The following is a 26,666-nucleotide window of genomic DNA, read 5'->3' as shown; positions in this document are numbered from 1 at the left end:
CACCACCGGAATCACCCGGTCGGTCCACGATTGGTATCTGCCCCACCGCGGGTTGTGCGCAACGAGCCGCGGCCACAGTTCTGCGCGTTCCGTCTCGTCAGCGACGCGGGCATGCATGTCGCGGGTCTGCGCTCGGATCTGAACGCGCACATCGCGGTTAGCACGAAGGTTCAGAAACCACATGGGGTGTGTCGGCAGACCGCCCTGTGACGCCACCAGAACCAGTCGGGCGCCGTCGGCCATGAAAATCAGTGGGGTGGTTCGGGATAACCCGCTCTTGCGGCCGGTCGTGGTCAACAGACACAGTGGGAGCCCCAACTCGTGGCCGGCAACGCGGCCATCGGTGGCGCGATAAATCGCCACGTTCGCCTTGGAAACCCGTTTCAGGAGACGCGGAGCCAGAGCGGAAATCAGGAAGGGGGGCCGCTTGGGGGCGACCCCCCGAGTGCCAGTGGGCCAACGCCAGATCATTTCTCTTCCTTGTTCGAGCCGCGTGCCGGCAGTTGCCGTAGCACGTAGTGCAGAATTGCGCTGCGGTAGTTGGGCAGCCGGATGGCGGGGGCCTCGTACTCGCGTACCCCACGTGCCACCTCGGCAGGTCTTCTTTTAGATGAGTGTAGCCCGTTAAAATAGATGTAGTGCAGCTGCGCACATCGGGATGTCAACGCCGCGGGTCAGCCATGAGGCAAAGCACGCGGCGCGCCATTCGGAAAGTAGGAAACGGCCATGAAGAACATCGAAACCCCCGACATCGAAGCACTCGGTGATCACGATTACCTCGTGCGCATTGCCCAGGACGAGGAACGTGTGACCATCCGGATACGGGCTACGCCAGACGTCGTCGCCCGCATCGCCGGACCCGATGCCGACGAAACGCGCGTCATCGCCGCCACCATGGCGTATCTGACTGCGCGTCAGCGCCCCGACGACCTACCCAAGCAACTGGACCTCGACGACATCATCGCCGCCTACGACGACTACCTCGACGATGTCCGCACCGAAATCGGCAACCGGGGATGAATCCGGTTGTCGCGCGCGCGCATTGCTAGCCGGCGGGGCGCAGGATCTGCAGAGCGCTTGGCACCACCGAGATCTCGGCCGGCAGCGCGCACGCGAAGTCGCCGTCGGCGTAGACGTTGATGCCGGGGCACTCGACGTGGACTGATCTGGCGCGCGTCGTGCTCACCTCGTCGAGGTTGACGTGGGTGCCCTTCATCACGGTGGGGAAGAGGCGGACCAGCTTGGTGCGCGACGCCTCGTGCACCATGGTGATGTCGAGCAGGCCGTCGGTGTAATCGGCTGCGGGACATATCCGCATCCCGCCGCCGTAGCTGCGGGTGTTGCCGAAGGCGGCCAGCGTGATGTCGACGTCGATCTCCCTGGTGCCGTCGAACACCATGCGAAAGGGTAAGAGCCGCAACTGGGACAGCTCGGCGAGCATCGCGACGTAATAGCGCAGCCTGCCGTGCGGCCAGCGCATCCGGTTGGCGCGATCGGTGACCAGCGAGTCGAAGCCGGTGGCCGCCACCGTGCCGAACCATTTGCTCGACCCGCCGCCGTCCGTGATCCGGCCCAGGTCAATGGTTTCGGTCAAGCCGTCGACGATGATGTCCGCGGCCGCCTCGGGATCCTGGGTGGGGATGCCGAATTCACGGGCGTGGTCGTTACCGGTTCCCGCGGGGACGATCCCGGCGGGAACGTCGGTGCCCGCCAACACTTGTAGCGCGTTGGAGAAGACGCCGTCGCCCCCGGTCACCATGACCGCGTCGGCGCCCTTGTCCAGCGCCGCCCCGACCAGGTGCCGCGCGTCTTCGGCGTCGTCGCCGATGATTTCGACGACCTCCACACCCCGCTTGTGCAGCCGGGCGATCGCGAGCTGGGCGGCGCGGACGGCGGCGCCGTGTCCCGAGACCGGGTTGGTCAGGGCGATCACCTTGCCGATTTCACGGCGGCGCAGCGGTGTCACGGAATCAGCTTGCCGGGATTGAGGATTCCGGCCGGATCCAGGGTCGCCTTGACAGCACGTAACACCTGCACTCCCAACTCGCCGATCTCGTCGCGCATCCACGGCCGGTGGTCGGCGCCGACCGCATGGTGGTGGGTGATGGTCCCCCCGGTGGCCATGATCGCATCCGACGCGGCCTTCTTGGCGGTCTTCCACTGCTCGATCGGATTGCCCCGTTGCCCCGCGACGACGGTGAAGTACAACGAAGCGCCGGTGGGGTAGACGTGCGAAATGTGACACATCACCAGCGCCGGAGTACCGGTCTGGGCCAACGAGTCGGTGAGTGCTTGCGTGACCGCGGCTTTCAGAGCGGAAACGTTGGACCAGTCGGTGGCGGTTTCGAGCGTCTCGCACAGCGCACCCGCCGCGAGCAGCGAGTCGCGCAGATACGGCGCGCCGAACCGGCCGCGCTCCCATGCCCGCGCGGGTCCTTCGCCCAGCGAGGTGCCGCCCTTGGCCGTGAGCAGCGCGCTGGTTTCGGCGTGCCGGCTCTCGACGTGCTCCCTGGTGCCCTCGAACATGGTGATGCCCAAACATCCTCCGGTGATCTGAGATTCGCCGATCGCCTCGGTGGTGGCCAGGTTGACTCCCGTCTCCGCCTCGTCGGAGAGCCGAACGACGGTGGGGCCGGTGGCATTTTGGGTGATGGCCCGCAGGGCCGCGGCGCCGGTCGCGAAATCGGGGAACGACCAGGCCTCGTAGCGCACGGCTTCCGGGGCGCGATGGACCCGCAACCGAACCCGGGTGATGACGCCCAAGGTGCCCTCCGAGCCGATCAGCAGCTGACGCAGGTCGGGGCCCGCGGCGGATTCCGGCGCGCGACCCAGATCCAGGGTGCCCACCGGGGTGATCACGCGCAGTCCCCGCACCATGTCGTTGAACCGGCCATAGCCCGCCGAGTCCTGCCCGGAGGAGCGGGTCGCGGCAAAGCCGCCGATGGTGGCGTACTCGAAGCTCTGCGGAAAATGACCCAGCGAAAATCCTTGTGCGCCAAGGAGTCTCTCGGCATCGGGTCCGGTGACTCCGGCCTCGAAGACGGCCTGGCCGGACACCTCGTCGAGCGAGAGCAGCCGATCGAAACGACGTAGATCGAGCGAGACGACGGCGCCGAACTCGGCGCGGTCGGGATCGAGCCCGCCGACCACGCTGGTGCCCCCGCCGAAAGGCACGACGGCGATGCGATGCTCGGAGCAGTAGCGCAGGATCGCGGCAACGGCATCCTCACCGCCGGGGCCGCCGGGCAGTAACACGGCGTCGGGCGCATCCTGCGGGCCGCGTTCCTTGCGGTTGAGCAGGTCGATGGTGGACTTGCCGCCTGCGTGCAGCAACCGATCGGAGTCCGCGGTTCGGCAGTACTCGGCGCCGACGATGGCGGCCAGCGCCTCCCGGTCCGTCGGCGACAAGGCCGACGGGCGCAGGCGCACCTGGTCGGACTGCACGTCGGCCGCGGGGGGCCCCTCGACCCCCACGGCTTGCTGCAGCAACGACCGGATCCCTTCCGAGAGCGGCTTGGCCGCGGCGGGATCTCCCCACGCGTTCCATTTCATGGGTGGCAAGAGCCCGTCGGGATGCGTCATGCGTTACAGTATTACATATGTTGTCAATCCGTAACACGGAACTGGATACGGGTGACCGCATCCTCGCGGCGGCCGCGAGCTGTGTGGTCGACTTCGGCGTGGACCGGGTGACCCTCGCCGAGATAGCCCGGCGTGCGGGTGTCAGCAGACCGACGGTGTACCGGCGCTGGTCGGACACGCCGTCGGTCGTCGCGGCGTTGCTGACCCGGCACGTCACCGACGTGATGCGCGACGCGCCGTTACTCGGGGACGACCGGGAATCGCTTGTGCGACAGATTGTTACGGTGGCCGACCTGCTGCGCCAAGACCAGCTGGTGATGTCCGTTTTGCACTCGGAACTCGCGGCCACCTACATCACCGAACGGCTCGGGACCAGCCAGCGCATGCTGATCGAGGCCCTCGCCGCACGCCTGCGGGTCGCCCAGCATCACGGCAGCGTCCGGTCCGGCGACCCGGTCCAGATGGCCACCATGGTGTTGTTGATCGCGCAGTCGACCATCCAGTCGGCGCGGATCGTCGAACCGATGCTTGATGCCGACGCCCTGGCCGCCGAACTCGCCTACTCGCTGAACGGATATCTGTCGTGATCCCTGACCCGACCGCCCTGAACGCCGCGCGCCGCACCGCCGACCTGACCGCGCTCGCCGACGGTGAGCCGTTGGACGTGGTGGTGATCGGCGGCGGCATCACCGGTGCCGGGATCGCGTTGGACGCCGCGGCGCGGGGGCTGCGGGTGGCGCTGGTGGAAAAACATGATTTGGCGTTCGGCACCAGCCGCTGGAGTTCCAAACTCGTCCACGGCGGCCTGCGCTACCTGGCGACCGGCAACGTGGGCATCGCCCGTCGCAGCGCCGTCGAGCGCGGAATCCTGATGACCCGCAACGCCCCTCACCTCGTGCGTGCGATGCCGCAACTCGTGCCTTTGCTGCCGTCGATGAGTCCGGGCAAGCGAGCGTTGGTGCGCGCGGGGTTCCTCGCCGGTGACGCGTTGCGGTTCCTCGCCGGCACACCGGCATCGACGCTGCCCCGGTCGCGCCGGATTTCGGCGCGGCGCGTCGTCGAGATGGCGCCGACCGTCCGGCGTGACGGCCTGGACGGGGGTTTTCTCGCCTATGACGGGCAATTGATCGACGACGCCCGACTGGTCACCGCCGTCGCCCGCACCGCCGCGCAGCACGGCGCACGGATCCTGGCCCGGGTGTCGGCCTCGGAGGCCACCGGCACCTCGGTGCGGTTGACCGATATGCGCGGAGGGGACTCGTTCGTCGTTTCGGCGGGCGCGGTCATCAATGCGGCCGGGGTGTGGGCCGGCGAGATCGACGGCTCGCTGCGGTTGCGGCCCAGCCGCGGCACCCACCTCGTCTTCGACGCGCACACGTTCGGTAATCCGACTGCGGCGCTGACCATTCCGATCCCCGGCGAACTCAACCGCTTCGTCTTCGCGATGCCCGAACAACTGGGCCGCATATACCTGGGGTTGACCGACGAAGCCGCCCCCGGTCCGATTCCGGATGTGCCCGAGCCGTCGGTCGACGAGATCACGTTCCTGCTCGACACGGTGAACACCGCGTTGGGGACCGGGCTCACCGCCACCGATGTGATCGGCGCCTACGCCGGGCTGCGCCCGCTGATCGACACCGGCGAAGGCCGCACCGCCGACGTCTCGCGCGAACACGCCGTCGTGGAATCGGCGTCCGGGGTGATCAGCGTGATCGGCGGCAAGCTGACCGAATACCGTTACATGGCACAAGATGTGCTGGATCGCGCCATCCGGGCGCGCCGGCTGCGCGCCGCGAAGTGTCAGACCCGAAACCTGCCGCTGATCGGGGCGCCGGCCAACCCCGGGATCACCGCGACGCCGGACGTCGAAGTCCCCGAGTCGCTGGTGTCGCGCTACGGGGCCGAAGCGCCCAAGGTCGTCGCTGCCGCCGAGTGCGAGCGGCCGACCGAGCCGGCCGTCGAGGGAATCGACGTCACCCGAGCGGAGTTCGAATACGCGATCACCCATGAGGGCGCGCTGGACGCCTCCGACATCCTCGACCGGCGGACCCGCATCGGGCTGGTGCCGCGCGATCGGGAAAGGGCCGTCGCGGCGGCCGAGGAGTTTGTGGCGCGGTTCGGCTGAAGTGGGTCGCGCCATTGCGGCGACGGCTACCATGGAGCGGAACTAGTCCGTATCGGTAAGGAACCTCCATGAAGCTCGAAAGCGGCCAGGTGGCGCGCACGTCGGGCCGGGCACGAAGGCCGGGACGCCTCGATCGATCGTTGGACCTGGCGATCCTCGACGCGGCGCTGGCAGGTGTGGCCGAAGTAGGCTATGACCGGTTGAGCATGGACGACGTCGCGTCGCGCGCGGGCGTCGGCAAGGCGGCGATATATCGTCGCTGGCCATCGAAGGCCGTGGTGGTTGCCGACGCCATCGCCCACTGGAGACGGCGACTGGGACCCGTCGAGCCGCCGAACACCGGCAGCCTGCGCGGTGACATCGACGCCTTGGTTGCGGCCGCGCCCGAGCTGAATGACGTCGATTCACACATGATTCGGGTCGTCGTCGGGGTGGCGACCGCAGCGATGCACGATCCCGTCCTGGCGGCCACCCTGGACGACCTGGTGCTGTCCGCTCCGCGGCAGGTGGTCCGTACGGTGCTCGACCAGGCGGTGGCTCGCGGGGAGATTCCGTCCGGCCGCGACCTGAGCCTGATCCCCGACGCCCTGTTGGGCCTCAACGTGCTGCGGGTGATTACGGGACGGCCCCTCGACCGGGTCTATGTCCGGCGCGTGCTCGAGGACGTGATCCTGCCGCTTGCCGGCGGACCGGTGTCGTAGTCGTTGCGCATTCCGCCGCAGCGTGCCAGATTGGGGAATTAGACGGAACTAGATAGTTCCGTCCAGTGGGGAGAGGGCGATGAACGTCAAGCATGTCCCGGTGCTGATCGTCGGCGCCGGTGCGGCCGGCCTGGCAACCTCCGCGCTGCTCGCCAAACACGGGGTCAGCTCGCTGCTGGTCGAAAGGCGACGCGAGGTGTTCATCTACCCGAAGGCGCGCAACCTGAGCTTTCGCAGCCTGGAGATCCTGCGCGGTCTCGGCCTGAGCGACGAGGTGCACGCGGTCGCCGATGGCGTTTCCAGCGTGGTCGTCAAGCCGACGCTCAACAGCGCGGAGGAGGCACCCGCGATGGACGTCGACGCCATATTCGCGCCCTTCGGCGGACTGAGCCCGGAACCACCCGCGCAGTATTGCCCGCAGAGCAAGCTGGAACCGATGCTGCTGGCCGAAACGCGTCGGCGCGGCAGTGAGGTCCGCTACGCCACGGAGGTGCTGTCTTTCGAACAGGATGCTACCGGTGTGACGGTGGCTGTGCGCCAGGCGGATTCGGGGGAGACCGAGCAACTGCGCGCCGACTATCTCGTCGCCGCCGACGGTGTGTACAGCCCTGTCCGCGAAGCGCTCGGCGTGCCCACGTCCGGATACGGCGCACTACCGATCTTCGTCGTCTTCGTCTACTTCAAGGCGCCGTGGCGGCAGTTCGTCCGCAAGCTCGGCGACGGCGACGGCGTGCAAGTCAAAAACCCCGAGGTGGACGGGATCTTCCTTGTGGTCGAGGGCGACCTGGGCATGTTCATCACCACCTACTTGCCCGACAGGGGTGAATCAGCGGAGCAATTCACCCCGCGGCGTTGCGCCGAGCTGCTCACCAAGGCCGTCGGCGAGCCAATCGACATCGAGGTCATCGGCGTCGCATCCTGGCAACCATACGAGCGGGTGGCGAACCAATTCCAGCGTGGGCGAACATTTCTCGTCGGCGACGCCGCTCACACCATGCCGCCGTTCAAGGCGGGCGGAGCCAACACCGCCATCCAGAGTGCGGACAATCTGGCGTGGAAGCTCGCCGCCGTGTTGAACGGTCTGGCCGGGCCAGCACTCTTGAGCACGTACCACACCGAGCGGCATCCGGTCGGCCGCTTCAACGCGCGCCAGTCGCTCACCGGGCCGTCGCTGCCGTTGCTGCGGTTGGACGACAACCCGCCGCGACTGCCGGCCGACGAAGAGGCTCCGATGTTCGCGCTGCTCACCGGCTACCAGTACCGCTCTGCCGCCGTCGTTTCCGACGATCCCGCGCCGGCGGATCCCGACGCGGTCTGCCTGGTGGATGAGCTGCGCGGGCAGCCAGGCACTCGGGTTCCGCACGTCTGGGTGCGCGACGGGGTTTCGACGCTCGATCTGCTGGGCCCCGAATTCACCGTGCTGACCGGGGACGAGCGATGGTGTGCCGCCGCCGCTTCGGCATCAGTCGCCGCGCATCGCATCATCAGCGACGAGTGGGCAGCGATCACCGGGCTGGCGCCGGAAGGGGCGTTACTGGTCCGCCCGGACGATTTCATCGGGTGGCGTGCCGACCAGCTTCCCGCGGACCCGGAAGCCGAGTTGCGCCAGGCGCTTTCGGCGATCCTGTCTCGCTCGCCGGGGTGAGTCGCGCCCGATGTCACTTGTTCCACACGCGCCTCCGCGTAGAAGCGATGTACTAATTGCCCGCCTCTGAGCGACACCCTTGTGGCGATGTAAGCGAGATCCTCGTTGGCAACGCAGTTGTCGCTCAGAGGCGGGCAAAGCGGCACATACTTCTCCGTAGCGACGCATGTTGCCGACGTGATCACGCATGCGGCGGATGTGATCGCGGCTTCCCGACCGCTCGCGGCCCGGGAGAGAACTACAGCGGGATGTTCTTGTGACGGCCGCGGCGCGCCGGCGCCTGGGCCAGCGCCTCGGTGAGCTTGCTGCGGGTGTGCGCCGGGTCGATCTTCTCGTCGACCACGCCGATCTCGATGGCGCTGTCCACGCCGCCCGCGATCCGCTCGTGCTCGGCGGCCAGCTCGTCGTGCAGCGCTTCACGCTCGTGATCGGGCGCGGCAGCGAGCTTCTTCTTGTGCAGAATGCCCACGGCGGCCTTGGCGCCCATCACGGCGACCTCGGCGTCCGGCCAGGCGTACACCTTGGTGGCGTTCAGCGACCGGGAGTTCATCGCAATGTAGGCCCCGCCGTACGTCTTTCGGGTGACAAGGGTGACACGCGGAACCGTGCACTCGCCAAAGGCGTGTAGCAGCTTGGCGCCGCGGCGCACTACGCCACCCCACTCCTGGTCGACACCGGGCAGATAACCCGGCACGTCGACGATCACCACCAGCGGAATGCCGAAAGCATCGCAGAGACGCACGAAACGTGCTGCCTTCTCGGCGCTTTCGGAGTTCAGGCAACCGCCGAGGCGCAGGGGGTTGTTCGCCAGCACGCCGACCGTGCGGCCGGACAGCCGGCCCAGCCCGACCACCATGGACGGCGCCCAATTGGCCTGAAACTCGTCGAAAGGCGTGTCCCCATCGAGGATCGCGGTCACGATCGGACGCACTTCGTATGCGCGCCTGGCGGATTCGGGCAGCAGTGCGTGGATGTCGGTGTCACCGGCCTCGGCCTTGGTGCGGTCGAAATGCCCCTGCTGGCAGAACAATCCGACCAACCGGCGGCCGCGCTCGTAGGCGTCGAGCTCGTCGTCGGCGACGATGTGACACACGCCGGACTTCTTGTGGTGGGTTTCGGGACCACCGAGCGAGGCCATGTCGACGTCCTCGCCGGTGACGCTGCGCACCACGTCCGGGCCCGTGACGAACACCCGGCTTTCCGGCGCCATGACGACGACGTCGGTCAGCGCCGGCCCGTAGGCGGCGCCGCCGGCCGCGAAGCCGACGACCACCGAGATCTGGGGGACGTAGCCGGACGCACGGATCATGGCCTCGAACACCAGGCCGACCGCATGCAGGGCCTTCACACCCTCGGCCAGCCGGGCACCGCCGGAGTGCCAGATACCCACGATCGGGCTCTGCTCCTCGATGGCGGTGTCGTAGGCGTTGACGATGTGCGTGCAACCCTCGATGCCCATGGCGCCGCCCATCACGGTGCCGTCGGTGCAGAACGCGATGGTGCGCACACCGTTCACGGTCCCGGCGGCGGCAAGCACACCGGAGCGGTCACGCTCGTGCAGCAGTTCGACGCTGTCGTCGTCGAAGAAATTGCTCAAGCGCAACAGCGGGTCGCGGGGGTCGAGCGACTCGCCAACCGCCTCGGGGGCCGTGATAGTCATCGCAGGTCTCCTGATATTCCGGTGTTGCTCGATTTAGTACCGCCCGAAGGCGATTGCCACGTTGTGGCCGCCGAAGCCGAACGAGTTGTTGATCGCGTACTCGTACTTGCCCGGCCGCGGTTTGCCCGCCACCACGTCCAGGTCGATCTCGGGGTCGAGGTTTTCCAGGTTCAGCGTCGGCGGAATCACCTGATCGCGCAGCGCCAGCACGGTGAGGATGGATTCCACCGCACCGACCGCACCCACCGAGTGGCCGAGGGCGGACTTGGGCGCGTACACCGCGGGCTTGTTGCTTCCCAAGGCCCTGTTGATCGCCTTACCCTCGGCGAGGTCACCGACCTGAGTCCCGGTCGCATGGGCGTTGACATGGCCGATGTCGCTGGGGCTGAGGTCCGCGAGGTGGATCGCCCGGCTTATCGCGTGCCCGGCGCGTTCACCGTTGGGATCCGGCGCCACCATGTGGAAGCCGTCCGAGGTGATGCTGGCGCCCATGATGCGGGCCAAGATGTTGGCCCCGCGGGCTTTTGCGTGCTCTTCGGTCTCGATCACCATCAGAGCGCCGCCCTCGCCGAACACGAAGCCGTCGCGGTCCTTGTCGAAGGGGCGACACGCACCGGCGGGGTCGTCGTTATTGGTAGACAACACGATGCGCATGTTGGCGAATCCGGCGATGGGGACGGCCTCGATCTTAGTTTCCACGCCGCCGCAGATCGCCATGTCGGCCTCGCCGAGCACGATCTGTTGCCAGGCACGGGCGATGCCCTCCGAACCGGACGCACAGGCTGATATCGGCGTCATCACCCCGGCCTTGGCGTGCCTTTCCAGGCCCACGGCCGCGGCCGCGCCGTTGGGCATGTACTTCTGCACGGTCAGCGGAGACATCGCTTTGTACCCGCGTACGCGCATCTCTTCATACCCGAAGACGAGCTCTTCGGCCGAGCCCAGGCCGGTACCGATGGACACCATCAATCGGCCGGTGTCGACCTCGGGTGAACCGGCGTTCTCCCAGACCCGCCGGCCCAGAACGGTGGACATCCGCTGCAGGTATCCCGAGCGGCGCAGCTCGATGCGGGTGAGCTGGCTGTCGAAATCCTCCAACAGATGGCCGCCGATGCGGACCGGCAGGTCGTACTCAGTGACGAACGGATCCTCTAGGGTGCGGATGCCGCTTTGGCCGTCGAGCAACAACTTCCACGTGTTCTCGGCGTCAGTCGCCAGTGCGGTCGTCATGGCAATGCCAGTGACGACCACGTTCGGGAGCGCTTTCCCGGTAACCAGCTCTGTCATGGGACTTGCGAACTTTCCTTTCGTGCTTAGTGGTGATCGCGAGCCCGGCCAGGCCGGGTGAAGCGGGTCACCACCTCCTGCTTTAGTAGCGCCCGAAGGCGAGTGCGACGTTGTGGCCACCGAACCCGAATGAGTTGTTGATCGCGTACTGGTAATCGCCGTAGCGAGGTTCGCCCGCGACAACGTCCAGGTCGATCTCGGGATCGGGGGTTTCGTAATTCAATGTGGGTGGAATGACGCCATCGCGCAGGGTCAGCACCGTGAGCACCGACTCCAGCGCCCCGACCGCACCGATCGAGTGCCCCAGCGCGGACTTCGGCGCATACACCGCTGCCTGCTGGCAACCGGCGACCCGAATGGCATTGGCCTCGGCGGTGTCACCGATGGGCGTCGCGGTGCCGTGCGCGTTGACATGGTCGATGTCCTTGGGGGACAACCCCGCCAACTCGAGCGACCTCGTCATCGCCCGACCCGCACGCACGCCGTCGGCAGCCGGGGCCACCATGTGGAACGCGTCCGACGTGATGCCGGCACCCATCAGCCGGGCCAGCGGCTTGGCGCCGCGGGCCTTGGCGTGCTCCTCGGTCTCGATGAGCATCAGCGCCCCGGCCTCACCGAACACGAAGCCGTCGCGGTCCTTGTCGAACGGCCTCGATGCCCGCTCGGGCTCATCGTTGCGCGTCGACATGGCCCGCATCATCGAAAACGCCGCGATCGGCAGCGCCTCGATGAGGCCCTCGACGCCACCGCACACGGCGACGTCGGCGTCACCCATGACGATCTGACGCCAGGCGTGGGCGATCGCTTCCGAGCCCGACGAACAGGCCGAAACCGGGGTCATCACCCCGGCGCGGGCGCCGAGCTGCAGGCCGACCACGGCCGCGGCGCCGTTGGGCATGATCATCTGCACGGCGAGCGGCGACACCTTGCGGGGGCCGCCCTCGTTCATCAGGTCGTAGGTCTCCACGATCCTTTCGGCGCCACCGAGGCCGGTGCCGACCACGACCGAGAACCGGTCGGGATCGAGCTCCGGGTTGCCGGCGGTCTCCCACAGCTGACCGCTGAGCACCTTGGCCAACCGTTGGACGTACGACATACGTCGCATGTCGAGCCTGCTCATCTGGTCGTCGATGGGCTCCTTGAGGTGTCCACCGATCTTGACGGGCAGGTCCCACTTGGTGACGTAGTCGTCTTCGAGGACGCGGATGCCGCTTTCGCCGGCCAACAAGCCCTTCCACGTGCTCTCGACGTCCGGCGCGATCGACGTCGTCGCCGTGACGGCAGTTACCACAACGCTGGGGTAACCGCCGTTAGCAGTGGAAGGCTTACTCACTTGTCCGCTTCCAGCCTCGCCTTGACGTTGGCCACCGCGTCAGGGTTGTCGGTCTCCAGCTTGCTGCGCAGCGCCTCGGCAGCCTCGGGGTTTTCTTCCTCGAGCTTCTGGATGTAGGAGACGACGTCGCCGACGGTACGCAGACCGGCGAGGTCCTCGTCGGGGATCTTGACGCCGTACTTGTCCTCGGTCTGCACGGCGATCTCGACCATCGACAGCGAGTCGATGTCCAGGTCGTCGACGAACGACTTCTCGGGGGTGACCTCCGAGGGCTCGATACCGGTTACCTCTTCGATGATCTCGGCGATACCGGCGATGATTTCTTCCTGGCTGACAGCCACAGCGTGCTTCCCTTCGTAATGTGTTGTGAGTTAATCGAACTGACGTGTTATGTGGTTGTACTGGTCGCGACTGTCAGAGCTCAGCCAAAGCGTCCAGGTCTGCGGGCGACTTGACGGCGCGAGCCGTAACTCCCCGAAGTTCTCGTTTGGCGATGCCGGTCAGGGTGCCCGCGGGCGGGAACTCCACGGCCGCAGCCACTTCCAGCTCGCGCAGCGTCGCGGTGCACAGGTCCCAGCGCACCGGCTGGGTCAGCTGAGCGACCAGGGCCTCCATCGCGGCTGCGGCCGAGGTGACCGGCTTGCCGTCGCGGTTCGACAGCAGCGTGACGGTGGGCTCGGCCGTCTGGACGGCGGCCGCCGCGGCCGCGTAGCCGTCGAGCGCCGACGCCATGTACCTGGTGTGGAACGCTCCGGCCACACCGAGCGCGCGCACCCGGGCCTTGGCCGGCGGGTCTTCGGCGAGCTTGTCCAATGCGGCCAGCGACCCGGCGGCGACGATCTGCCCGGCGGCGTTGCGGTTGGCGGGGAACAGGTCGAGCTGCTCGAGACGGGCCAAGACCTCGGCCTCGTCCCCACCGAGCACGGCGGACATGCCAGTCGGCTCGACGGCGCACGCCTTGGCCATTTCGGCGCCACGGGTGGCGGCCAGCGCGACGGCGTCGTCCGCGGCCAGCACGCCGGCGATCGCGTAGGCGGCGATCTCACCGACGGAGTGTCCGGCGACGACCAGGTCTTCACCGGCGAGCAGACCGCGCCTGGTCACCTCCTGGTGAGCCAACAGCGTGGCGGCCACCACCAGCGGCTGGGTGACCGCGGTGTCGGTGATCTCTTCGGCCGATGCGGTGGTGCCCAGGCGAACAAGGTCGAGGCCACTGGCCTTGGACCACAGCGCCAATTGGTCAGCGGCGCCGGCGAGCTCCAGCCATGGCGACAGCATCCCCTCGGTCTGCGAACCCTGTCCGGGCGCAAGCAATGCAATCACATGTTTAAGAGAACACTGTGGAAACGGTTTTAGCGGGTGTAACAGATTATGAACCTCGTCTTAGGTTTTTGTGTATACCCTACAAAACGGCCCCGTAAGCTACGGGTTTGATACCGACCCGCGACATGTCGCCTGGGTCACTGTTACCCGGATTGGCCCGCGATAGCCCCTTTGACCGGCAGCGGGACCGCGGGCATGGCGATGTTTGCGGCGCCAGCGGGGCTGGTGGGGTAGTTGAGCTGGCCCACCGTCGCCGCCACTCGCAGCACATATGCATCACGTGGCTGCATCGGATCGCGGCCGGTGAAGTCGGTGATCCGCCTGAGTCGGTAGCGCACGGTGTTTGGATGAACGAACAACTTTCTGGCACAGGCTTCAATCGCGCCGCCACAATCTAAGTAAGCCTCAAGAGTCTCAATCAGCGTCGGGCCCGCGTCGGCCAACGGCCCCATCACGTCGGTGTGCAGCGCCACGATCGCCGACGCGTCGCCCATCAGGGCCCGTTCGGGCAGGAGCTCGCGGGCCGGCACGGGACGCGGCGCCCCGCGCCAGCCGCCCACGGCGTTCATGCCGGATATCGCCTCGCTGGCGCTGTGGTAGGCCGCCGTCAGCATGGGCGCCGTGGGCCCGACGACCACCGGGCCGTCCGCGAACGCCACCAGCAGATCTCCGAGGAACTTGTCGGTTGGCGACAGTTGGCCGGACACGACGGCGACCAGCCAGGTGCCGTGCACGTCGGTGAGAGCCGCCCGGCCGTGTTGCGCGGCGATATCGCGGACCCGCTGACTCGCTCGTTCGCTGTCGCCGGGTCCGGTCGACCCGTCGCGCCCGGGCGCCGGCGTACCGACCACCACTGTCGCCGGCGCCGTGGTGTCCCAGTTCAGCGCCGCCGCACGGGACAGCAGCTCGGGGCCGGTGTCGCCGCGGACCACCGCGTCGACCACGCTGGCCTCCATCCGGCTGTCCCAGGTCCCGCGTGCCTCGGCCGCGTCGGCGTACGCCCCGGCGGCGGTGAACGCCAGGTCGCGGGTGTACTTCAGAATGCCCACCGTCAGGGCGGTCAGCTGCTCTTCGGAGCGAGCCAGTAGCGGCACGACCTCCTCGAAGATGTCCATGGTGACCCGCACCATGTCGACGCTGTGGCGCAACGCGATCCGGCGCTGCAGCTCCTGGGGCACCAGTTCGAAGGCCTGCGCGGTGTAGCTGACGTTGCTGTGCGGGTCCTGCATCCACTCGACGAAGTTCACGACGGTCGTCTGCACCACCAGCGCCACGCTGGCCCGCTGGGACGCTTCCAGCTCGGCGAAGAACGGCAACCGATCCTGCATGGCGGTGACCGCCTCGGTGGCCAGCCGGCCCGAGTACTGCTTGAGCCGCCGAAGCACGGATTCGGGGACCGCGTCCAAGTTTTCGAGCGGCGAGCGGGGATGCTTGGCGAACGGACCGGCGAAGGGATTGTCACTCACCCCTAAAACCTACGCGTCTTTTCTGGAAGTTTCCGCTAAAAGGGCGTGTGGTGTATGGCTCGAAGGTGCGGTTGGCCGCGCATTCGGCGCCCGGCGTGCGGCTGGCCGCGCATTCGGCGTGCGGCGGTGCGGCGGGCGAACGGCGGCCGAGCGAGCCGCCGTCAGGCCACGCCGGGGTCGGACGTCTGCTCCGGGGCGGCCTGCACGTCGTCGATCCGGTACTGGCGGGCGGCGGCGATCGGCACCGAGGGATCGATTTCGCCGTCGCGAGCCAGCGCCTCGAGCACGGCCACCACCTGTGATTCGGCGTCGGTGTTGAAGTACCGCCGCGCCGCGGGCCGGGTGTCGGAGAAGCCGAACCCGTCGGTGCCCAGGGTGACGTAGGTGCCCGGCACCCACGGTCGGATCTGCTCGGGAACCGCACGCATCCAGTCCGAGACGGCGACCACCGGTCCGCTGGCGTTCGACAGGGCCTGGGTGACATACGGGACGCCGGCCGGCCGGTCCGGGTGGCGCAGCCTCGCCCTGTCCACGGCGACGCCGTCGCGGTTCAATTCGCCCCAACTGGTCACCGACCACACGTCGGCGGCGACGTCCCATTCGGCGGCCAGCATCTGCGCGGCGTTCAGCGCCGCCGGCATCGCCACCCCCGAAGCCAGGATCTGCGCCTTGTTGGCGCGCTGTTCGGTGGCGGCGTGGTAGCGGTAGATGCCCCGCAACACGCCCTCGGGATCGAAGTTGTCCGGCTCGGGGGGCTGCACGTACGGCTCGTTGTAGATGGTGATGTAGAAGAACACGTTCTCGGGGTTCTCCCCGAACATCCGGGCCAGCCCGCTCTCCACGATGTAGGCGATCTCGAAGGCGAACGCCGGGTCGTAGGCGACCGCCGCCGGGTTGGTGCTCGCCAGCAGCAACGAATGCCCGTCGGCGTGCTGCAGGCCCTCGCCGGTCAGCGTGGTGCGTCCCGCGGTGGCTCCGAGCAAAAAGCCCCGCGTCATCTGGTCGGCGGCCGCCCACAGGCCGTCGCCGGTGCGCTGGAAGCCGAACATCGAATAGAAGATGTAGATCGGGATCATCGGCTCGTCATGCGTCGCATACGAGGTGCCGGCCGCGATGAACGAACCCACCGACCCGGCCTCGTTGATGCCCTCGTGCAGGATGTGGCCGCTTTCGCTTTCCTTGTAGGCCAGCATCAGCTCGGCGTCCACGGCGGTGTATAGCTGGCCGTTGCGGTTGTAGATCTTCAACGACGGGAACCACGAGTCCATGCCGAAGGTGCGCGCCTCGTCGGGAATGATCGGCACAATCCGCGGGCCAACTTCCTTGTCCCGCAACACTTCCTTGAAGGTACGCACCGTCGCCATGGTGGTGGCGACCTCCTGGGTTCCCGATCCCTTCTTCAGCGCGGCGTAGATGTCGCGGCCGGGAAGCCGCAACGGCTTGGCCTTTGTCCGGCGCTCGGGCAGGTAGCCGCCGAGAGTGCGCCGGCGGTCGTTCATGTAGCGGATCTCCGGAGCGTCGGAACCGGGGTGGAAGTAGGGCGGCAGGTACGGATCCTCTTCCAGCTGGGCATCGTTGATCGGTATCCGCATAGCGTCGCGGAAGTCCTTGAGGTCTTGCAGCGCAAGCTTTTTCATCTGATGCGTGGCGTTGCGGCCCTGGAAGTGCGCGCCCAGCGAGTAACCCTTGATGGTCTTGGCCAAGATCACCGTGGGCTGCCCCTTGTGGTCGACGGCGGCCCGGTAGGCGGCGTAGACCTTGCGGTAGTCGTGGCCGCCGCGCTTGAGATTCCAGATCTCCGAATCGCTCATGTTCGCGACGAGAGCCTTGGTGCGCGGGTCGCGGGCGAAGAAGTGGTTGCGCACGTAGGCGCCGTCGTTGGCCTTGTATGTCTGGTAGTCGCCGTCGGGGGTGGTGTTCATCAGGTTCACCAGCGCGCCGTCGCGGTCGGCGTGCAGTAGGGCGTCCCACTCGCGGCCCCAGACCACCTTGATGACGTTCCAGCCGGCGCCGCGGAAGAACGACTCGAGTTCCTGAATGATCTTGCCGTTGCCGCGCACCGGGCCGTCGAGGCGCTGCAGGTTGCAGTTGATGACGAACGTCAGGTTGTCCAGTCCCTCGAGCGCGCCGACGTGCAGCAGTCCGCGGCTTTCCGGCTCGTCCATCTCGCCGTCGCCCAAGAAGCACCACACGTGCTGGTCGGAGGTGTCCTTGATGCCGCGGTCGTGCAGGTAGTGGTTGAACCGGGCCTGATAGATCGCGTTCATCGGGCCCAGGCCCATCGAGACCGTGGGGAATTCCCAGAAGTTGGGCATCAGCCGTGGGTGCGGGTAGGACGGCAGCCCGCCGCCGGGGTGGCTGTGCTCCTGGCGGAAGCCGTCGAGTTGATCGGCGCTCAGCCGGCCTTCCAGGAAGGCACGCGCGTAAATCCCCGGGGATGCGTGGCCCTGGATGAACAACTGGTCCCCGCCACCGGGATGCGATTTGCCGCGGAAGAAGTGGTTGAAGCCGACTTCGTACAGCGCCGCGGACGAGGCGTAGGTCGAAATGTGGCCGCCCACACCGACTCCCGGACGCTGGGCCCGGTGCACCATGATGGCGGCGTTCCACCGGATCCACGCCCGGTAGCGTCGCTCGACGTCCTCGTCGCCGGGAAACCACGGTTCCAGTTCGGTCGGAATGGTGTTGACGTAGTCGGTTGACGTCAGCGCGGGGATGGCGACGCGCTGCTCGCCCGCCCGTTCTAGCAGCCGCAGCATCAAGTAGCGCGCCCGCGACGGGCCGGAGCGCTCCAGCAGGTCGTCGAAGGACTCCAGCCACTCCGAGGTCTCTTCGGGATCGATGTCGGGGAGATAGGAGGCCACCCCCTCGCGGATCACCCGGACGCGGTCGGGTTCGGTTGTGCTGTTGGGGTTTGTGGCCAGATCGTGGCGCACGAACTCGGTTGTCAACCCACTACTCCTGTAATCGGCGGGATGTGTGCCGTGACGGGTGGTTCGCACCCTCCCCACCATCGTGCCGCACGGGCGATCCGCGCGGGTAGGCGACGTCTGGTAGCCGATGCGGGTTCACCCCGCGAACGCCAACCCGGCGCGTCCGGGGCGGCTGTACAAGCCACCCGGTAACGTCAGACCTGTGCTGATTCGGTGGCGTGCCATCCCTCAGATGCAGGTGGGGGCTTCCCCCCGGCGAGGCGCATTGGCCCTCGGTTGTGTCGCCGCGGCGCTGATGGGCATCGTGGGATGCACCTCCGTCACCAACGGAACGGCCACACCCGACACCAAGGTGGCCCCGGCCTACCGGCAGTCGGTGTCCGCGTCGGTGTCGGCCTCGTCGGCGACGTCGAGCGTCCGGGAGTCCCAGCGACAGCAATCGCTGACCACCAAGGCGGTGCGCACCGCCTGCGCCACGCTGATCACCACCAGCAAGAACGCGATCGACAAGACCAACGATTTCGTCAAGGCGTTCAATTCGGGCCGCGGCACCGGCCCCACCGAGGGCCCGGCCATCGACGCCCTCAACGACAGCGCCACCACGGTGGCCAACAGCTTCAATGATGCGATGTCGCAGCAGATCAAAGACGCGTTCAACGCTTATGTCGACGCCGCACACTCGGTGGCCAACGCCATTGGCACACACGCTGGGACGTCGGAATTCAACCAACGAGTCGATCAACTCAACGACACCAAAAAGAAGGCGATTCAACTCTGCCTGGCGACGTAATGAGGCGGAAGTGTGAACGGGGTTCGCGCTGTGCGACGATAATCCCAAATCGCACATCGCGAGGATATTGAAGGAGGCTCCACGGTGGTCGCGGCGGATCACGCCCCGAGCTACGCTCGCAAACTGGGCATCCAACCCGACCATGTTGTCCAGGAGTGGGGCTGGGACGAAGACACCGACGATGAGATCCGCGTCGCGGTCGAGGAAGCCTGCGGCAGCGAACTGCTCGACGAAGACACCGACGAGGTGGTCGACGTCGTGTTGCTGTGGTGGCGGGACGGCGACGGCGACCTGGTGGACACGCTGATGGACGCGATCAGCCCGCTGGCCGAAGACGGCGTGATCTGGGTGCTGACCCCCAAGACCGGCAAGCCGGGACACGTGCTGCCGGCCGAGATCGCCGAGGCGGCTCCCACCGCCGGCCTGATGCCGACCTCGTCGGTCAACCTGGGGGACTGGAGCGCCAGCCGGTTGGTACAGCCCAAGTCCCGGGCCGGGAAGCGTTGATGCTGTCGGTCGGTACCCCCGCCCCGGACTTCACTCTGCGCGACCAGAATCAACAGCGCGTCACGCTGAGCTCCTACCGCGACGTCAAGAACGTTCTACTGGTGTTCTTCCCGCTGGCGTTCACCGGGATCTGCCAGGGCGAGCTGGACCAGCTGCGCGACCACCTGCCCGACTTCGAGAACGACGACAGCGCGGTGCTGGCCATCTCGGTGGGTCCGCCGCCCACGCACCGGGTCTGGTCGCTGGACAGCGGCTTCACCTTCCCGGTGCTGTCGGACTTCTGGCCGCACGGCGCGGTCAGCCAGAGCTACGGCGTGTTCAACGACGACGCCGGCTACCCCAATCGCGGGACGTTCGTCGTCGATCGGTCGGGGATCATTCGATTCGCCGAGATGAAACAGCCCGGCGAGTCCCGCGATCGGCGGCTGTGGACCGAGGCCCTGGCGGCCCTGAGAGCCTGACCGTTTGGACCGCGATTCGGCGGCGGCCCGGGAAACCGATCCACGGTCAGCCCAACGTTTGAGGTCTCGGCCGCCGGACGTGTACCCTGCGGCGGGCATATAGGGCGCGTAGCTCAGTGGTCGAGCTCTGGTTTTACACACCAGCGGTCGGCGGTTCGATACCGTCCGCGCCCACCATCCCGCGAGGCCCCCAGGCCGCTTTCGGGCTGCGCCGGGGCGCTCGCTCGATTGGGCGCCTGGGCTGCGTCGCGCGTGCACCGCTCTCCGAGCATCGATGCCCGCATCGGGGGCCGGGGCGGCGACCGCGGAAGTTCGGACTGGGTGGTCGACCCCGTGTGACGGCAGGGCCGCCCGGTTTGGCCCGTTGTGGAGGCGCCTGATGGCCGCGCCGACCGCCCGGAAGCGTGAGGCCCACATGGCGCCTCAACCCGCGTCCGCAAAGCCGCCTGTGAATTCCGCGGGGTGAGGAAATCGAGTGACGAATGTGCGCACCGAAAGTCGCGAGCATCGTTGGTAGAGACGCCCGATCGATGGGTTCCATAGCCGCCACGTTGAACAAGTCGCAGCGCTGACGACAGCCGATCGTTGCGTGAATCTCGATCAGCATCGAATCCGATGATTTCTGAACAGAAGCTGCGGTCTCGTTCAGGCCATTCACTCAGTGAGCAGGCGAAGCCCTTCGCGCACTTGATCTTGAGTGTGGTTCGAAAACCGTTGTGACGCATGTCCTCTGTTGGGGTCAGCGGTGGTTTCGCGCGATACCACAAGTTTTTCAGGTGTCGGATTTTGGTTGCGCCGATGGGATAACAGCTAACGTGCAGGAAGGACTCAGGATATCTTCAAGTGCCATACCGTAATTGCGGCGGTATGATATTTGGTATGCCGTTGGCCAGCGGTGAAACATATGCTGGACACGCCCCCTGCGGCCGCCGAGATGTACGGGAATGGGCGAGGTTTGCGCCGCGCGCCATCCCAGGCTATTCCGCAACGATGCGCGCCCGCGGTCCATCGTGCCTACCAAATCCGGGTGTGGCAACGACGGAACCCTTGTGCGGGACTTCGGAATACGCGACCCCGCAGCGATTGGCACCACCCCCAGCTACCCACACCTGTGGCGTAGATCAATATCCAAAGTCCGCCAGCTGACGGGCTCCAGCAGAACGGAAACACTGCCATGTTTACCGGCATCACCAGCCACGGCGGCAGCATCAGCCACGCCGGCGCTCTGGTTACTGCCGTCCTGGTGCTGACCGGCACTGCGATTCTGCACGGTGGCACAGCGGCGGCCGACTCAAACCAAGACGACCAGTTTCTGGCACTACTCGATAGTGAGGGCATACCTGCCCTCGAGGGCGTACCGAGCCTGATAGACACAGCCCATAGAGTCTGCCGCGCAATAGATGACGGCTTTTCGGCGGACGCCGTAGTGGACGCGATGGTGCAGGATGCGTATAGGCAGGACCCAGACGAGCGCTCCTACGCCGCCGGCCGCCTCGCGCGCACCGAGGCCAAATTCGTCACCGCGGCGGTAGGGGCCTACTGCCCGTATGACCGCGGCAAGGTGGCTTTCACGGCCAATCCCACGTCGCACGGGACGGAGTCGACGCACCGTGGGGCCGTGCCCGCGCACGCCGCGGTCAACTCAGCGGGTGCTGCGCTGGAACCGGCAACGACGCTCGACGCGATCACAATGCCGGCGCCAGGGCAGGAACCGCCGAGCCCCAGTGCGATTCGATTGCCACAGGTGATGGACGGGGGCGTCGTGGCGGCGGGCCGCTCCAGTGGCGAACGCGCGCATGGCACCGTGCCCGGCTCGCGGATTGTCGCGGTTCCCTCCGGAGACACTGCCCAGACGGAGCCGCCGGAGATTCCGGCGCCGCCACCGGTCGCGCGTCTGCGCACGCCACCCGAGCCGATCGCGGTGCCGCCGCGACCGCAGCAGCCGGCGCCGCGACCGCAGCAGCCGGCGCCGCCACCGGAACGGCCGGTGCCACCGCCGGAACTGCCGCCGCCGCCACCGCCACCGCCGGCGCCGCCCATGGCGCCTGGCTTTGTCAGGCTCGCACCGTGAGGCCTGCCGTTGGTTGCCTCACCACGGCTTGAGCCCTAGTCGGCAGGGCCTGAGATCCAGGACCTGGTGCCCGCGAGTACGGCGGCGTGTACGGCCCGTCCGATCCGGGCGCCGAACGCCGATCGTGGTCCGCCGTATGTCTCTGCGGTCCCGTCCGTCGGGCAGTGCACGACGATCGCGTCGGAGGCGGTCCCGGTGGCGCGTACCCCGGCCTCGTGCAACGCCTGCACCTTCGCCTCCGTGGCGGTGCCCACGGCATTGACCAGGGCCGCTGCAGACAGCCGCACCGGCACCGCAACCACGATGTTGATCGTCCCCACCCGGCACTCGTCGCCGTCGGTGAGTGGTCGGTACTCGACCATCTCGTAGTCGGCGAACACGGCCGTGCGGGGGCCGGGTGGCACCTCCCGGCGGAAGTGCCGGTCGGGTGCCGCCGCCCACGCGGGACTGGACAGCCCGACGGTAGCGGTGGCGTGTACGCCGCTGTCCGCGGTGAGGTGGTGGCGCGTCACGTCGACCGCGGTGAGCAACCCGCAGCCGGTGCCCACGAGCCCGAGCGCGGCACCGATCTCGGTCAGGTGGCGGTCCGGGTCGGTCCGGGCGTAATCGAGGGGGACTGTCGCGTTGACCAACCAGTCCCGGGCGCCGACGCCGCCGCCGAGCGGGCCCGACGAGATGCACAGTCGCGGCTCGGCGAACTCCCAGACGAGCACCGGGATGGGTCGTGCGTGTTCGACCCGTGCGGTCAACGTGGGATCCATGGTTCTCATCCTGACAAGTCAGCTGTGGCGCGCGGCCTCCTGGGCGAGCTGCACCCGCGAGGCCAGCCCGAGCTTGGCGTAGATGTGGGTGAGGTGCGCCTGCACGGTGCGCGGTGAGACGAATAATCTGGCGGCGACGTCCTTGTTGCCCAGGCCCTCGCTGACCAGCTTTGCGACGTCGAGCTCAGCGCGGGTCAGTGACGCCCAACCGCTGCCGGCGCGCTTCCGTTCACCGCGACCACGCTGCGCGTAGGCGATGGTTTCCTTGGTCGAGAGCGCCGCGCCCTCGGCCCACGCGGTGTCGAAGTCGTTGTCGCCCAGCGCCTCTCGAACGGCAGCAATCCTGGCTTCGTCGTCGGCTTCCAACACCTTGAATTGCACCAATCCCATGCTCTGGCGGGCCGATTCGGCCGCACCGAATAGGCGCGCCGCGACCTGGTGGTTGCCGGCCTCACCCGCGACTACAGCGAGGCAGTCGAGAGCGAATGGAGCGACGAGGTGAGCCCCGAGGCGGGCCGCCAAGTCGAGCGCGTCGTAGGCGTCGCCTTCGGCGGCGTCGAATTCGCCCTGCGCGATCTCCACGCGTGCGCGCGTCGCCAGCGAGACCGATAGGCCTCGGCCCTTCGTCACCGCCACGACGTCGTCGGCCCAGCGGCGGGCCGCGGCGAGATCGCCGCACGCCAACGGCGCCAACGCCGCCGAACTGAACGTCGAGGCGATCTGGAGGTCCATGCCGCCGCATCGGCGCGCGGCTTCGTACGCTTTCCACGCCGCCGACGCATCTCCTGCCGCTAGGTTGGCGATGCCGAACGCGGTGTGAACAGGGCCTTCGTAGAATTCGAAAAGCGCAGATGCGCTACTGCGCGCCGTTTCTGCCATGGTTTGAGCGCCGGCCAAATCTCCTGTGTATGCGAGTCCGTATGCCCGGCACACCGATGCGTACATCGCGTACATCGGGTCGTGGGCCACCGCGGACTTCTCGACCACTTCGCCCAACCGGGCGGCGCCCGCGGGCACGTCGACGCCGAATATGTCTGCCCAACCCAGCGCCAACTGGCTCTGGCGGGAGACGAAGTCGTCGCCTATTTCGTCCGCGATCCGAAGTGCTTCGTTCGCGGCCGCCTGAACAGCATCGACCGGTGCGTCGCAGATGAGACCGGAGACGGCCTCGTTGGCCCGGATCTGAGCTAGTGTCCGCAAATCGCCGAGATCCCGGGCGATGCCGGCAGCCTCGGCGTAGTACTGCCGCGCAGTCGCCGTGTCGTTGGCGGCGCCGATCACCGCGCAGGCGCTCAGCGCCTGCACCACGAGCGGAGGGTTACCGAACTCCCGCGCCATTGCCAGGATCCGCTCGGCCTCGTCGAGGACATCTGCCGTGGCCAGGTGGGCGAGCAGTTGGGCCTTGTTCACGGACGACCGTACATAAGCCGCCGAAATTTCACCCGTCGTTTTGTTCTCATCGGCCAGGGCGGCGTCGAGCCAGTTCAACCCTTCCTGGATCCGTCCGCGTGTCAGCCACAGCGGCTGCAGCGATGAAGCCAATGTCAGGGCGAGCTCGCTATCCGAGTTCTCCCGGCTCCACGCGAAAGCGGCTCGCAGATTGTCGATTTCGGCTTCGACCTGTTCGATACGTTGTTCATGGTCGGCGCCCGCCGTTGCGTCGAGCGTTTTGGCCAGGGCGGTGTAGTGGTCGCGGTGACGGGCGCGGACCGCATCGCCTTCGCGTGATTCTTTGAGCTTCTCCTGCGCGTACTGGCGGACCGTTTCCAGCAGTCGATACCGGGTCGCGTTTCGGGTGTCTTCGGCCAACACCAGCGACTTGTCCACGAGCAACGTGAGCTGGTCGAGCACCTGGTAGCGCTCCACGGCGTTGCGGGTCGCGACGGCCTGGGCCGCATCGAGATCGAACCCGCCGAAGAACACCGCCAACCTTCGGAACAACGCCTGTTCGGGTTCGCTGAGCAGTTCGTGCGACCAGTCCACCGACGCGCGCAGTGTCTGTTGGCGGCGGACCGCGGTGCGCGCCCCGCCGGTCAGCAGCCGGAACTGGTCGTGCAGGCTGTCGAGGATCTCGGTCGGGGATAACGCGCGGACCCGCGCCGCGGCCAGCTCGATGGCCAGCGGCAGGCCGTCGAGCCTGCGGCAGATCTCGGTCACGGTCTCGGCGTTGTCGGCGGTGACGCGGAATTCCGGCTTGGTGCGGCGGCCGCGGTCGGCAAACAGCTCGACCGCCTCGTCGGCCAGCGACAGCGACGGCACCCGCCAGCTCACCTCGCCGGGCACGCCGACCGGCTCCCGGCTGGTCGCCAGCAATGCCAGCGCCGGGCACCCGGACAGCAGCGCGGTGATTAGCGCGGCGCTGGCGTCGAGCAGGTGCTCGCAGTTGTCCAGCAGCATCAGCATCTGGCGGTCGCGGATGAATCGCAGCAACACGTCGGTCGCATGTTGGCCCGGCTGGTCGGGCAGGCCGAGCGCGCGTGCGGCCGTCACCGCTACCACGTCGGGATCGGCTACCGGTGCCAGGTCGACGTACCACACGCCGTCGGCGAATTCGCCGGCCATGTTGGCCGCTACCTTCACCGCCAACCGCGTCTTGCCCGCGCCGCCCGCGCCGGTCAGCGTGATGAGCCGGTTGTCGGCGAGCGCCTCGCGGATGCCCCGGATTTCCGCCCGACGCCCGATGAAACGCGTGAGTGGAGCTGGAAGATGTTCGACCCCAACAGAATCGGCGGTGCGCAGCGGCGGAAAGTCGTTGTGCAGGTCGGGGTGGCAGAGCTGCACCACACGTTCGGGGCGCGGTAGATCGCGCAGCGGATGAGAACCCAGGTCGATCAGCGTGACGCCATCCGGGAGTTGGTCGAGGACAAGCGGTTCCGTCGCACCCGAGAGCACCGTCTGCCCGCCGTGGGCGAGATCGCGCAGCCGCGCGGTGCGGTTGATCGTCGGGCCGATGTAGTTGCCTTGTGTGCTGGATGGGTCGCGCAGTTCGATGTCGCCGCTGTGCACGCCGATGCGCAACCTGATCGGCGCCAGCGGCGCCCGTTGCAGCTCCAGCGCACACGCCACGGCGTCGGCGGCGCGGGCAAACGCGAGCACGAAGCTGTCGCCCTCGCCCTGCTCGACCGGTCGCACGCCGTGGTGGGTTGTGATGGCGTCGGACAGTGTCTGGTCGAGGCGTGCGATCGCGTCCTTCATCTGGTCGGGCTGGGTCTCCCACAGGCGCGTCGAGCCCTCGACGTCGGCCAGTAGCAACGTCACGGTTCCGGTCGGAAGCTCGCTCATGGTTACGTCGCTCCAGCTTGTTTCGCTCATGCTAGCCAGCATGCGGCCACCTGCAGCACCGAACATCAGCGAAATGGCCAATGTTTGCTCGGCCGGCATGCGTACGCGATCCGTCTGCCCGCGGCCGTGTTGAATCATGGTCATGACCCAACAAGCACCCCTGAACATGCCTCTTGAAGAGGCGATGCGGACCCAGCGCGCCATCCGTCGCCTCAAGCCCGACCCCGTCGACGACGCGCTGGTCCTGCATCTGCTCGAGCTGGCGATGAGGGCGCCGACCGGTTCCAACGCGCAGAACTGGGAGTTCATCGTCGTCAAGGACCGCGACGTCGTCGCGAAGCTGGGCCGGTTGACTCGCACGGCGATGAAATTTGTCGGGCCCGTCTACCGCCGTGCCCTCAAGCGCCGCCCCGACGACAAGATGCAGCGGATATTGAAAGCCGTGCAATGGCAGGCGGAGCACTTCGACGACATCCCCGTGGTCGTGGTGGCCTGCCTGAGGGGTGTCATCGCGCCGTGGCCCCCGATCGGTGCGAGCAGCGCCTACGGTTCCATCTATCCCGCGATACAGAACCTGTTGCTGGCGGCGCGCGCCGCTGGGTTGGGCGCGGCGTTGATCACGATGCCGCTGTGGAGCACGCTGTTGGCCCGGCGCGTCCTTGGCCTGCCGCTGAATGTCACGCCGTGCGCGGTGATTCCGCTGGGCTGGCCGATGGGCAAATACGGTCCCACCACGCGT

The 26,666-nt window shown here is 67.4% G+C and carries 23 protein-coding genes and 1 tRNA gene; 11 read left to right on the top strand and 13 right to left on the bottom strand.

Annotated elements, in window-relative coordinates:
* Both Q0W90_RS11460 and Q0W90_RS11455 read right to left on the bottom strand, forming a co-directional pair.
* Positions 1-468: nitroreductase family deazaflavin-dependent oxidoreductase (locus Q0W90_RS11460; protein WP_297774608.1), on the bottom strand; the 468-nt coding region annotated here is incomplete at its 3' end.
* Entirely contained in the window at positions 468-590 is a 123-nt protein-coding gene (locus Q0W90_RS11455; RefSeq protein WP_297600570.1) for a hypothetical protein, read from the bottom strand. The genes Q0W90_RS11455 and Q0W90_RS11460, both read right to left, overlap by 1 nt.
* 136 nt (positions 591-726) lie before the next feature.
* Here Q0W90_RS11455 and Q0W90_RS11450 point away from each other — a divergent pair, with 136 nt between their 5' ends.
* A complete protein-coding gene (locus Q0W90_RS11450) occupies positions 727-1,020 on the top strand; it encodes a hypothetical protein (RefSeq protein WP_297600573.1) in 294 nt (97 codons plus the stop codon).
* A gap of 25 nt (positions 1,021-1,045) precedes the next feature.
* Here the strand turns inward: Q0W90_RS11450 and Q0W90_RS11445 are convergent, their stop codons facing one another.
* A complete protein-coding gene (locus Q0W90_RS11445; protein ID WP_297774605.1) occupies positions 1,046-1,966 on the bottom strand; it encodes a diacylglycerol kinase in 921 nt (306 codons plus the stop codon).
* Positions 1,963-3,552 (bottom strand): FAD-binding oxidoreductase, encoded by a 1,590-nt coding sequence (locus tag Q0W90_RS11440; protein WP_363319567.1) that lies wholly within the window; start codon positions 3,550-3,552, stop codon positions 1,963-1,965. The genes Q0W90_RS11445 and Q0W90_RS11440 overlap by 4 nt, the downstream gene beginning before the upstream one ends.
* A gap of 47 nt (positions 3,553-3,599) precedes the next feature.
* Between Q0W90_RS11440 and Q0W90_RS11435 the strand changes: the two genes are divergently transcribed.
* The 4 genes from Q0W90_RS11435 to Q0W90_RS11420 all read left to right on the top strand — a co-directional run bounded on the left by Q0W90_RS11435 (position 3,600) and on the right by Q0W90_RS11420 (position 8,053).
* On the top strand, positions 3,600-4,169 hold the full coding sequence (locus Q0W90_RS11435) for a TetR/AcrR family transcriptional regulator (RefSeq protein WP_297698297.1): 570 nt from the start codon (positions 3,600-3,602) through the stop codon (positions 4,167-4,169).
* On the top strand, positions 4,157-5,707 hold the full coding sequence (locus tag Q0W90_RS11430) for a glycerol-3-phosphate dehydrogenase/oxidase (RefSeq protein WP_297600600.1): 1,551 nt from the start codon (positions 4,157-4,159) through the stop codon (positions 5,705-5,707). The genes Q0W90_RS11435 and Q0W90_RS11430 overlap by 13 nt, the downstream gene beginning before the upstream one ends.
* A gap of 68 nt (positions 5,708-5,775) precedes the next feature.
* Complete coding sequence (locus Q0W90_RS11425; protein ID WP_297774603.1) at positions 5,776-6,408, top strand: TetR/AcrR family transcriptional regulator; 633 nt, start codon at positions 5,776-5,778, stop codon at positions 6,406-6,408.
* 79 nt (positions 6,409-6,487) lie between these two features.
* A complete protein-coding gene (locus tag Q0W90_RS11420; protein WP_297600590.1) occupies positions 6,488-8,053 on the top strand; it encodes an FAD-dependent monooxygenase in 1,566 nt (521 codons plus the stop codon).
* 238 nt (positions 8,054-8,291) lie between these two features.
* Here the strand turns inward: Q0W90_RS11420 and Q0W90_RS11415 are convergent, their stop codons facing one another.
* The 7 genes from Q0W90_RS11415 to aceE all read right to left on the bottom strand — a co-directional run bounded on the left by Q0W90_RS11415 (position 8,292) and on the right by aceE (position 18,073).
* Positions 8,292-9,713, bottom strand: coding sequence for an acyl-CoA carboxylase subunit beta (locus Q0W90_RS11415; protein WP_297698301.1), 1,422 nt, complete (start codon positions 9,711-9,713; stop codon positions 8,292-8,294).
* 33 nt (positions 9,714-9,746) lie between these two features.
* Positions 9,747-11,000, bottom strand: coding sequence for a 3-oxoacyl-ACP synthase KasB (gene kasB, locus Q0W90_RS11410; protein ID WP_297601271.1), 1,254 nt, complete (start codon positions 10,998-11,000; stop codon positions 9,747-9,749).
* 82 nt (positions 11,001-11,082) lie between these two features.
* Positions 11,083-12,333 (bottom strand): 3-oxoacyl-ACP synthase KasA, encoded by a 1,251-nt coding sequence (kasA, locus tag Q0W90_RS11405; RefSeq protein WP_297698303.1) that lies wholly within the window; start codon positions 12,331-12,333, stop codon positions 11,083-11,085.
* A complete protein-coding gene (gene acpM / locus Q0W90_RS11400; protein WP_297698305.1) occupies positions 12,330-12,674 on the bottom strand; it encodes a meromycolate extension acyl carrier protein AcpM in 345 nt (114 codons plus the stop codon). The genes kasA and acpM overlap by 4 nt, the downstream gene beginning before the upstream one ends.
* Before the next feature lie 73 nt (positions 12,675-12,747).
* The gene (locus Q0W90_RS11395) at positions 12,748-13,656 is read right to left on the bottom strand and encodes an ACP S-malonyltransferase (RefSeq protein ID WP_297601263.1); all 909 of its coding nucleotides are present in this window, start codon (positions 13,654-13,656) and stop codon (positions 12,748-12,750) included.
* A 143-nt stretch (positions 13,657-13,799) separates the two neighbouring features.
* Positions 13,800-15,122, bottom strand: coding sequence for a CdaR family transcriptional regulator (locus tag Q0W90_RS11390; RefSeq protein ID WP_297601261.1), 1,323 nt, complete (start codon positions 15,120-15,122; stop codon positions 13,800-13,802).
* Positions 15,123-15,283: 161 nt separating this feature from the next.
* Positions 15,284-18,073: a pyruvate dehydrogenase (acetyl-transferring), homodimeric type gene (aceE, locus tag Q0W90_RS11385; RefSeq protein WP_297774599.1), complete on the bottom strand. Its 2,790-nt coding sequence runs from the start codon at positions 18,071-18,073 to the stop codon at positions 15,284-15,286.
* Positions 18,074-18,257: 184 nt separating this feature from the next.
* On the opposite strand from aceE, the gene Q0W90_RS11380 reads away from it, so the two are divergent.
* From Q0W90_RS11380 to Q0W90_RS11360, 5 genes are all read left to right on the top strand, one after another.
* Complete coding sequence (locus Q0W90_RS11380; RefSeq protein WP_297602015.1) at positions 18,258-18,845, top strand: hypothetical protein; 588 nt, start codon at positions 18,258-18,260, stop codon at positions 18,843-18,845.
* Between the two features lie 84 nt (positions 18,846-18,929).
* A complete protein-coding gene (locus tag Q0W90_RS11375; protein ID WP_297602014.1) occupies positions 18,930-19,352 on the top strand; it encodes a DUF3052 domain-containing protein in 423 nt (140 codons plus the stop codon).
* Positions 19,352-19,813 (top strand): peroxiredoxin, encoded by a 462-nt coding sequence (locus Q0W90_RS11370; protein ID WP_297602012.1) that lies wholly within the window; start codon positions 19,352-19,354, stop codon positions 19,811-19,813. The genes Q0W90_RS11375 and Q0W90_RS11370 overlap by 1 nt, the downstream gene beginning before the upstream one ends.
* A 102-nt stretch (positions 19,814-19,915) precedes the next feature.
* Positions 19,916-19,990 (top strand) — tRNA-Val (locus Q0W90_RS11365).
* A 997-nt stretch (positions 19,991-20,987) separates the two neighbouring features.
* The gene (locus Q0W90_RS11360; RefSeq protein WP_297774596.1) at positions 20,988-21,884 is read left to right on the top strand and encodes a DUF732 domain-containing protein; all 897 of its coding nucleotides are present in this window, start codon (positions 20,988-20,990) and stop codon (positions 21,882-21,884) included.
* 35 nt (positions 21,885-21,919) lie between these two features.
* Here the strand turns inward: Q0W90_RS11360 and Q0W90_RS11355 are convergent, their stop codons facing one another.
* The gene (locus Q0W90_RS11355; protein WP_297774594.1) at positions 21,920-22,645 is read right to left on the bottom strand and encodes an adenosylcobinamide amidohydrolase; all 726 of its coding nucleotides are present in this window, start codon (positions 22,643-22,645) and stop codon (positions 21,920-21,922) included.
* Positions 22,646-22,663: 18 nt separating this feature from the next.
* Positions 22,664-25,957 carry a LuxR family transcriptional regulator gene (locus Q0W90_RS11350; RefSeq protein WP_297774592.1) on the bottom strand — a complete coding sequence of 1,098 codons (3,294 nt, stop codon included), beginning with the start codon at positions 25,955-25,957 and terminating at the stop codon, positions 22,664-22,666.
* A 112-nt stretch (positions 25,958-26,069) separates the two neighbouring features.
* On the opposite strand from Q0W90_RS11350, the gene Q0W90_RS11345 reads away from it, so the two are divergent.
* Positions 26,070-26,666 (top strand): nitroreductase family protein (locus Q0W90_RS11345; RefSeq protein ID WP_297774590.1); only part of this gene is annotated, 597 nt, incomplete at its 3' end.

The sequence above is a fragment of the Mycobacterium sp. genome, assembly GCF_025933915.1.
In the GTDB taxonomy this organism is placed as follows: domain Bacteria; phylum Actinomycetota; class Actinomycetes; order Mycobacteriales; family Mycobacteriaceae; genus Mycobacterium.
Note: the sequence above shows the minus strand (reverse complement) of the source record. Positions and strands in the feature narration are given on the sequence as shown.

Coding starts and splice junctions, on each gene's coding strand:
- Q0W90_RS11450 (WP_297600573.1), top strand. CDS start 727: ATGAAGAACATCGAAACCCCCGACATCGAAGCACTCGGTGATCACGAT.
- Q0W90_RS11440 (WP_363319567.1), bottom strand. CDS start 3,552: ATGAAATGGAACGCGTGGGGAGATCCCGCCGCGGCCAAGCCGCTCTCG.
- Q0W90_RS11435 (WP_297698297.1), top strand. CDS start 3,600: ATGTTGTCAATCCGTAACACGGAACTGGATACGGGTGACCGCATCCTC.
- Q0W90_RS11425 (WP_297774603.1), top strand. CDS start 5,776: ATGAAGCTCGAAAGCGGCCAGGTGGCGCGCACGTCGGGCCGGGCACGA.
- Q0W90_RS11420 (WP_297600590.1), top strand. CDS start 6,488: ATGAACGTCAAGCATGTCCCGGTGCTGATCGTCGGCGCCGGTGCGGCC.
- Q0W90_RS11415 (WP_297698301.1), bottom strand. CDS start 9,713: ATGACTATCACGGCCCCCGAGGCGGTTGGCGAGTCGCTCGACCCCCGC.
- kasB (WP_297601271.1), bottom strand. CDS start 11,000: ATGACAGAGCTGGTTACCGGGAAAGCGCTCCCGAACGTGGTCGTCACT.
- Q0W90_RS11370 (WP_297602012.1), top strand. CDS start 19,352: ATGCTGTCGGTCGGTACCCCCGCCCCGGACTTCACTCTGCGCGACCAG.
- Q0W90_RS11360 (WP_297774596.1), top strand. CDS start 20,988: ATGTTTACCGGCATCACCAGCCACGGCGGCAGCATCAGCCACGCCGGC.
- Q0W90_RS11355 (WP_297774594.1), bottom strand. CDS start 22,645: ATGGATCCCACGTTGACCGCACGGGTCGAACACGCACGACCCATCCCG.
- Q0W90_RS11350 (WP_297774592.1), bottom strand. CDS start 25,957: ATGAGCGAAACAAGCTGGAGCGACGTAACCATGAGCGAGCTTCCGACC.